General features: G+C 64.9%; 7 protein-coding genes. All 7 read left to right on the top strand.

Annotated features, from left to right (window positions below):
- A partial coding sequence (locus tag WA904_RS21225) for a protein-disulfide reductase DsbD family protein (RefSeq protein WP_425199112.1) occupies positions 1–1,145 on the top strand: 1,145 nt, incomplete at its 5' end.
- Positions 1,146–1,191: 46 nt separating this feature from the next.
- Entirely contained in the window at positions 1,192–1,833 is a 642-nt protein-coding gene (locus tag WA904_RS21220; RefSeq protein WP_425199111.1) for a thioredoxin family protein, read from the top strand.
- Positions 1,834–1,841: 8 nt separating this feature from the next.
- The gene (locus WA904_RS21215; RefSeq protein ID WP_425199110.1) at positions 1,842–2,288 is read left to right on the top strand and encodes a CoA-binding protein; all 447 of its coding nucleotides are present in this window, start codon (positions 1,842–1,844) and stop codon (positions 2,286–2,288) included.
- A 57-nt stretch (positions 2,289–2,345) separates the two neighbouring features.
- Positions 2,346–3,086, top strand: a complete 741-nt coding sequence (locus tag WA904_RS21210; protein ID WP_425199109.1) for a hypothetical protein — start codon at positions 2,346–2,348, stop codon at positions 3,084–3,086.
- A 187-nt stretch (positions 3,087–3,273) separates the two neighbouring features.
- Positions 3,274–5,838 carry an EAL domain-containing protein gene (locus WA904_RS21205; protein ID WP_425199108.1) on the top strand — a complete coding sequence of 855 codons (2,565 nt, stop codon included), beginning with the start codon at positions 3,274–3,276 and terminating at the stop codon, positions 5,836–5,838.
- Positions 5,839–5,953: 115 nt separating this feature from the next.
- Positions 5,954–7,054: a uroporphyrinogen decarboxylase gene (gene hemE / locus WA904_RS21200; protein WP_425199107.1), complete on the top strand. Its 1,101-nt coding sequence runs from the start codon at positions 5,954–5,956 to the stop codon at positions 7,052–7,054.
- A 357-nt stretch (positions 7,055–7,411) separates the two neighbouring features.
- Positions 7,412–8,272 (top strand): DEAD/DEAH box helicase (locus WA904_RS21195; protein ID WP_425199106.1); only part of this gene is annotated, 861 nt, incomplete at its 3' end.

Raw genomic sequence — 8,272 nt, 5'->3', positions numbered from 1 at the left:
TCATGCCCTGTGTTTTTCCGGTGCTGGCCATCAAGGTCGTGAGCTTCACCAAAGAAAAAAGCCAGGCGGTGCGACTGGCCGGCGGCCTGGCCTACAGCGCGGGGGTGGTGCTCTCCTTTCTGGCACTGGGTGCCCTGCTGCTGGGCCTGCGCGCCACCGGCGAGCAGCTTGGTTGGGGGTTCCAGCTGCAGAGCCCCGGTGTGGTGGCGGCGCTGGCCGTGCTGTTCACGCTGATCGGCCTGAACCTCGCGGGCCTGTTCGAATTCGGCAGCTTCCTGCCTGGCCGGGTGGCCGGCCTGCAGGCAAAAAACCCGACCCTCAATGCCTTCCTGACCGGCGTGCTGGCCACCGCGGTTGCTTCGCCCTGCACCGCGCCCTTCATGGGCGCGTCGCTCGGTTACGCCGTGGGCCTGCCGGCGCTGCAGGCACTGGTGGTGTTTGCCACCATTGGTGTGGGCATGGCACTGCCCTATCTGGCCGCCAGCGCCGTGCCGGCGGTGGCGCGCGCCCTGCCCCGTCCGGGTGCCTGGATGGTGACCTTCAAACAGCTGATGGCCTTTCCCATGTTTGCCACCGTCGCCTGGCTGGTCTGGGTGCTGGGCCAGCAAAGCGGCATCGACGGCGCCGGCGCCCTGCTGGCGCTGCTGGTGCTGATGGCGCTGGCGTTGTGGTCGCTGACGCTCAAAGGCCGCAGTCGCACGGTGGCCGCTACGCTTTCAATAGCGCTTGGCGCAGCAGGGGTATGGGCCATTGGCCAAAATGTCATCAAACCCCTGGGCGCTTCCAGCGTCGCGGCAACATCGTCGGGCCGCTGGCAAGCCTGGGAGCCGGGCCGCGTGGACCAGCTCACGGCCGAGGGCCGGAGCGTGTTTGTCGACTTCACCGCGGCCTGGTGCGTGACTTGCCAGTACAACAAGACCACCACACTGGCCAACGCCGAAGTGCTGGCCGACGTGGATGCCAAAAACGTCGCGCTGCTGCGCGCCGACTGGACCCGGCGCGATCCGGCGGTGACGGCGGCGCTGTCCCAGCTGGGCCGCAATGGCGTGCCGGTGTACGTGATCTACAAGCCCGGCCGTGCACCCGTTGTGCTGTCGGAAATCCTGTCGGTCAGTGATGTCCGGGCCGAACTGGCCAAACTGTAGAAGCTGTCTGTCCCCCTGTCCCTCACCCCTTGAAGGAGTTCAAGCCATGTTGAATCGTTCCGTCAATCGCCGGGTTTTCTCAGGCGCACTGCTCGCCGCACCATGGGCCCCCACCTTCCTGCAGCACGCCCAGGCTGCCACCGCCGCAGTCGGCCAGGCCGCTCCGGAATTTTCCGCTGTGGACACCACCGGAAAAACCCACCGTCTCAGCGACTACAAGGGCAAGCTGGTGGTGCTGGAGTGGACCAATCCCGGTTGCCCGTTTGTGCAAAAGCACTACAGCGGCAACATGCAAGGCCTGCAGAAGGAATTTGCCGGCAAGGGTGTGGTCTGGCTGTCCATCAACTCGACCGAGGCCGACAGCGGCGACTACCTCGTGCCCGGCAAGCTCGCCGGCTGGATGCGCGACAAACAGGCGGCGGCCAGCGCCACGCTGATGGACGAGTCCGGCAACATCGGCCAGCTCTACGGGGCAAAGACCACGCCGCACATGTACATCGTCAGCCCGCAGGGCCAGCTGGTGTATGCCGGCGCGATCGACAGCATTCCCTCGGCGCGCGGGGACGACATCAAGACAGCGACCAACTATGTGCGTAAAGGGCTCAACGAAGCGTTGAGTGGCAAGGCGATCAGCACGGCATCCACCCGGGCCTACGGCTGCTCCATCAAGTACAAAGACAAGGCCTGAGACAAACCATGGCCGCCATCGCACCAGCCGACCGCATGCCCTACATCCTGACCCACTACCGCACGATTGCGGTCGTGGGGCTGTCGCCCCAGCCGCACCGCGCCAGTTTTGACGTGGCGCGCTACATGCAGGCCCAGGGCTACCGCATCATCCCGGTCAACCCGAATGCCACCGAAGTGCTGGGCGAAAAGGCCTACCCCAATTTGACCGAGGCGGCGCGGCATGAAAACATCGAGCTGGTGAACTGCTTTCGAAACAGCGAGGACATTCCGCCCGTCGTCGATGAAGCCATTGCCATAGGCGCCAAAGCCGTCTGGATGCAGCTGGGCATCCGCCACGCCGCTGCCGCGGAAAAAGCAGAAGCGGCCGGCCTGCTGGTGGTGCAGGACCACTGCCTGAAGATCGACCACAAGGTGCTGCAGTCGCGCGGGCTGTTGTCAAACAGCAGCGTTTGAGGAAACGGCCACCGGCCATTGCGCTGCGCGATGCAGGGCTCCCCCGATAATCGGCGCATGCCCACTCCGCGCCGGCCCCTGCTGCTTCCTCTGCTGTGTTTGCCGGCCCTGCTGCTGGGTGGATGCATCCAGACCGCGCCGGTGCACCGCGGCGAAACCCAGGTCGCGCCGCTGACCACATCCGAGCTGGCGCAGTCCGATGTGAACCGCATGGCCACCCTGGGCATGCGCGACAACCTCGACAGCCTGTACCGCCTGCTCGACAAGCTGTACCGGCGCAACCCGGCCGAATGGCGCAAGACCGGCAGCCTGAGCCGCGACGCGGCCATCCAGCGGGTCCGCAGCGCCATCGACAGCCGCGCGCCCTGGCCGGAGCTGCTGGGCAAACGCGACATTGCAGCTTTGTCGCTGGCTCTGAGCCCCGACTTCAAGGGCGACCGCGTGGCGGCCTTCATCTATGCCAGTGCCGACATGCTGATCGTTGCGCACAACGACAAAACCGCGTTCTACCTGGTGGACAGCCTCGATGCGCAGCACATCTACAACGCGGCACGCAACATCGAATCGGCGGTCTGGCTGCTGGCCACCCGGCGCAATACGGCTGGCCAGCCCCTGCTGCTGGCCGATGAAATTTCGGAGCGCGAACGCAACCTGAGTTTCGAGCGCGAGTTCGGCAAGCTCATCGGCCGGCTCGACCTGTTGTCCGAGGTCCTGACCGAAAAATACCGACGCGCCGTGATCAGTTACGTGCAAAGCCTGGCGGGCGCTTCCTTCCTGCAGTTTTTACCGGTGCGTTAAGGCCAGCGGCCCTCCGTCACCTGCGTCGATCAGCGCGCGCCGACAAACCGCGTAGGACAGATTTGCGTCCGGCATGCGGGTCTACGTTTTGCAACGGTTTCGTGCGCACGCTTGCAAATCTCCTGGGAAAAACCTGCAACGATCCCTCAGCATCTTCTTTTGTCATCCTGAAAGCAGGTGCCCGTCCGTGTCTTTGCCCACCGTCCATTCCGTCGCCAGTCCGCCAGCCCCCGCGCAGGTTCGCGCGCCCGCTCCGCCGCCGGATACCGACCGCCTGGTCCAGCTGGCCGCCCGGTCCTGCGGCACCGCCATGGCCCTGGTGGTGCTGCTTGAAAACGGCCAGGCCGTGTTCAGTTCGGGCACGGGTTTCAGCGCTGCCGAACGCGAAGGGCTCGTCACGCTGTGCGCCGCGGCACTGGAGACACCGCCGCGCCAGCCCCTGCTGCCAGCGCGCTGCGCGCCGGGCATCCATTTCTACCGGGGCATCGCCATTGCCGGGCAGGACGGCACGCTCCGGGGTGTTCTGGCCGTGATGGACAGGGTGCCGCGAAGCCTGAGCCCCGAGCAGGAGCAGGACCTGGAAACGCTGGTCGAACTGGTGGCGGGCCAGCTGGACCTGCAGCGCCAGCGCCGGGAACGCCGCGCCATGGCCGCCGAGCGCGCGCGCATCCGCAGCTCCATGCGCCAGACCGAGGAGGATGCGCAGCGGCTGGCCACCCGGCTCGGCATCACGCTGGAAAGCATCACCGAGGGCTTTTACACGCTGGACCCCGACTGGCGCTTTACCTATATCAACAGCGAGGGGGTGCGGCTGCTGCGCAGGTCCAGCGCCGCAGAGCTGCTGGGCAAAAGCATCTGGGAAGAATTTCCGGGCGTCGTCAACACCTCGTTTTCCGAACAGGTGCAGGCCGCCGTCACGGGCCATCGCCAGGTGGAGTTCGAGGCGCTGTACGCCCCGCTGGACAAGTGGTTTGAAGTGCGCGCACATCCGTTTCCGGACGGGCTGGCCATTTATTTTCGCGATGTCAGCAAGCAGCGCCAGACCCGCGAACAGCTCATGCTGCTGGAAACCAGCATCTCACGCCTGAACGACATCGTGATCATTGCCGAGGCGCTTCCTTCCGGGAAACCGGGGCTGCGCATCATCTTCGTCAACAACGCCTTCGAGCGGCACACCGGCTACAGCCGCAGCGAGGCCATGGGCCAGTCGCCGCAGCTGCTGTGCGGTGCGCTGACAGAGCGCAGCGAACTCAGGCGCATCCGGTCGGCTTTCCGCCGGGGCGAGCCGGTCCAGGCCGAACTCATCACCTACAAAAAAAACGGCAGGCACTTCTGGATGGAAGTCGACATCGTGCCGGTGGCCGACGATGTGGGCGTCTTCTTCACGCACTGGGTGGCCGTCGGGCGCGACGTCACGCGGCGCAAGGCAACCGAAAGCGAGATCAGGCACCTGGCGTTTTACGATGCCTTGACGCAGTTGCCGAACCGCCAGCTACTGATGAATCGCCTGCACAAAACCCTGGGTGGCCAGGAGCAGCAGCGTGCGGGTGCCCTGATGTTTGTCGACCTGGACAATTTCAAGGCCCTGAACGACACCATGGGCCACCAGAAAGGCGACCTGCTGCTGCAGAAGGTGGCCAAGCGCCTGGCGGCCTGTGTGCGGCCGGCTGACATGGTGGCGCGGCTGGGTGGCGACGAGTTCGTGATCCTGCTGGACGACCTGGGCGATGATCCGCAGGCCGCGGCCGCCGAAGCCAGGGCGGTGGGGGAGAAAATCCTCGCGGCGCTCTGCGAGCCCTACAGCCTGGCCGGTTACCAACACTACAGCACCTGCAGCATCGGCATCACCTCTTTCGACCACACGGAGCACGCGATCGGCGACCTGCTGAAACAGGCCGACTTGGCCATGTACCAGGCCAAGGTCGCCGGCCGCAACACCCTTTGTTTTTTCAACCCGGTCATGCAGGCGGCAGTGTCGGCCAATGCGGCGCTGCAGTCGGACCTGCGCCAGGGCCTGCGTGAAAACCAGTTCCTCCTCTACTACCAGCCGCAGGTGGGCCGCGATGGACGCATGACCGGTGTGGAGGCCTTGCTGCGCTGGCAACACGGCAGCCGCGGCCTGGTGGAGCCCTCGGAATTCATTCCCGCCGCCGAAGACGGCGGACTGATCCTCCCGCTGGGCCAATGGGTGCTGGAAACCGCCTGCCGCCAGCTGGCCGCCTGGGCGCACCGGCCCGAGACGGCAGCGTTGAGCATTGCAGTCAATGTCAGCGTGCGGCAGTTCCGCCACAGCGACTTTGTCGACCTTGTCATGGCCGCGCTGAAGGAAACCCAGGTCAGCCCCTACAAGCTCAAGCTGGAGCTGACCGAAAGCCTGCTGGCCGACGACATGGAAGTCACCATCAGCAAGATGGCCGCGCTCAAGGACATGGGCGTCACCCTCTCGATCGATGACTTCGGCATGGGCTACTCCTCGCTGTCCTGCCTGAAGCGGCTGCCGCTGGACCAGCTGAAAATCGACAAATCCTTTGTGAAGGACATCCTGCGCGACCCCAACGATGCAGCGATTGCCCGCACCATCATCGGCCTGGCGCAAAGCCTGGGGCTGAGCGTGGTGGCCGAGGGCGTGGAAACCGCGGCGCAACGCGACTTTCTCTCACGCCACGGCTGCGAGTGTTACCAGGGCTACCTGTTCTGCAAGCCCCTGCCCATAGCCGCGCTGGAAGTCTTCATGAAAACGCTGGTCAGGTGAAGCGCCGGCGGACCCGGACGACGGGCACGGCGGGCCCGAATCGACGCTGCGAACAGTTGCCCCTGCCGCAAAAAGGCCTGTCAGGGTCCGCGTCCACACCTGAGACAATCGGGGCATGTTTGCTCCCCTCCAAAACGACACCTTTCTACGGGCCTGCCTGCGCCAGGCCACCGACTACACCCCCGTCTGGCTGATGCGCCAGGCCGGGCGTTACCTGCCTGAATACCGCGCCAGCCGCGCCAGGGCCGGCAGTTTCATGGGTCTGGCGACCTCGCCCGACTACGCCACCGAAGTCACGCTGCAACCGCTGGAGCGTTACCCGCTGGACGCGGCCATCCTGTTTTCCGACATCCTGACCGTGCCCGACGCCATGGGCCTGGGTCTGTCGTTTGCACTCGGTGAAGGCCCGCGTTTTGCGACGCCTGTGCGCGATGAGGCAGCCGTGGCCAAACTCGAAGTGCCGGACATGGAAAAACTGCGTTATGTCTTCGACGCCGTCACCTCCATCCGCAAGGCGCTGAACGGCCGGGTGCCGCTGATCGGTTTTTCCGGCAGCCCCTGGACACTGGCCTGCTACATGGTCGAGGGCGCCGGATCGGACGACTACCGTCTCGTCAAGACCATGCTTTACCAACGTCCCGACCTGATGCATGCCATGCTGGCGGTCAATGCCGACGCTGTGGCCGCCTACCTGAATGCGCAGATCGAAGCCGGCGCCCAGGCGGTGATGATTTTCGACAGCTGGGGCGGCGTGCTGGCCGACGCGGCTTTCCAGACCTTCAGCCTGGCCTACACCCAGCGCGTGCTCAGCCAGCTCAAGCGGGCACACGAAGGCGTGACCATTCCCCGCCTGGTGTTCACCAAGGGCGGGGGCCTCTGGCTGGAACAGATGGCCCAGTTGGACTGCGAAGTCCTGGGGCTGGACTGGACCGTGAACCTGGCGCAGGCGCGGACCCGGGTGGGCGCACGCATGGCGCTGCAAGGCAACCTGGACCCCAATGTCCTGTTTGCCAGCCCGGCGCAAATTGAGCAGGAGGTGATTGGCGTGCTGGAGAGTTTTGGCGCTCCCCACCTGGACACCCGCAGCAGCGGCCCGACCCACATCTTCAACCTGGGACACGGCATCAGCCAGCACACCCCGCCCGAGAACGTCGAAGTGCTGGTGCGGGCCGTCCATGCGCACTCACGCCGTATGCGCACCGGAACCCCGCATTGATACGGGTTTTCCACCACGGCTAGCACAAAAATCCCGCTCCGCAAGCATGACTTATTCACAAAATTTGTGCTGCGGTGCCGCATGAAGCTGTAACAGGCCGGCCTCTCGCTATCAAAGCCATAGCGCCTCTAAGTGCTTGATTTATATAGGATCTTCAAACTGCTTTTTTTGCGGGCAATTCAAGAAAAACCCTTGGTTTATAAGGCCCGGGGCAGCGCGGGGGCAATCTATCAACAAAGTTATCCACAGAAACCTTGGAAGACCCTCAAAGCTTTTTGAAATCAAGCACTTAGCGCCATGTTTGCAAATGTATCTTAAGACTATCGCCTTACCTATCCTCTGTCTATCCGTCCCGCCATGACGCACTGGCTCAGCATTGTTGTTGCCACCCCGGCGCATAGCAGCGTGGCCGGACCGCTGACCTATGCCAGCGAGCGTCCACTTCCACCGGGAAGCCTGGTGCGCGTGCCGCTGGGCAAGCGCGAGGTGCTGGGTGTGGTCTGGGCGGAGCTGCCCGACAGCGGCGGCCTGCTGCCGGCCCAAGCCAGGTCCGTGCTGGGCGCACTGGACGGCCTGGCACCGCTATCGGCCACCTGGCGCCGGCTGGTCAGTTTCACGGCCAGTTATTACCAGCGCTCCATCGGCGAAGTGGCGCTGGCCGCGCTGCCGCCGCAACTGCGCGAGCTGAGCACCGTGCAGCTCGCACGCCGGCTCAAACGGCCTGTAGCCCCCGCGCCGGATACCCCGGACACTACTGATTTAGTAGCACTCAGCGCAGAGCAAAAAAGGGCCATCGCCGAATTTGATGCCGACAGCCGGCCGGCACTGCTGTTCGGTGCGACCGGTAGCGGCAAAACCGAGGTCTACCTGCGCGCGGCCGCCCGGGTGCTGGCCCAGGATGCCAGCGCCCAAGTGCTGGTCATGGTGCCCGAGATCAACCTGACGCCGCAGCTGCAGGCGCGTTTCGAGGAGCGTTTCGCCCACCTCGGCAAGGCGCAGGTGGTGTCGCTGCACAGCGGCCTGACACCCGCGCAGCGGCTCAAGAGCTGGCTGGCCGCCCATGCCGGCCAGGCCCGCCTGGTGCTGGGCACCCGCATGGCAATTTTTGCATCCCTGCCCAACCTGCGCCTGATCGTCGTGGATGAAGAACACGATCCGAGCTACAAGCAGCAGGAAGGCGCGCGTTATTCGGCGCGCGACCTGGCGGTGTACCGCGCG

This window comes from Polaromonas sp. (genome assembly GCF_049790275.1).
Lineage (GTDB): Bacteria > Pseudomonadota > Gammaproteobacteria > Burkholderiales > Burkholderiaceae_C > Polaromonas.
This window is presented reverse-complemented; position numbering and strand designations above follow the sequence as displayed.

Excerpts from the sequence above, each read along its gene's own strand:
- WA904_RS21220 (WP_425199111.1), top strand. The coding sequence starts at position 1,192 with ATGTTGAATCGTTCCGTCAATCGCCGGGTTTTCTCAGGCGCACTGCTC.
- WA904_RS21215 (WP_425199110.1), top strand. The coding sequence starts at position 1,842 with ATGGCCGCCATCGCACCAGCCGACCGCATGCCCTACATCCTGACCCAC.
- WA904_RS21210 (WP_425199109.1), top strand. The coding sequence starts at position 2,346 with ATGCCCACTCCGCGCCGGCCCCTGCTGCTTCCTCTGCTGTGTTTGCCG.
- hemE (WP_425199107.1), top strand. The coding sequence starts at position 5,954 with ATGTTTGCTCCCCTCCAAAACGACACCTTTCTACGGGCCTGCCTGCGC.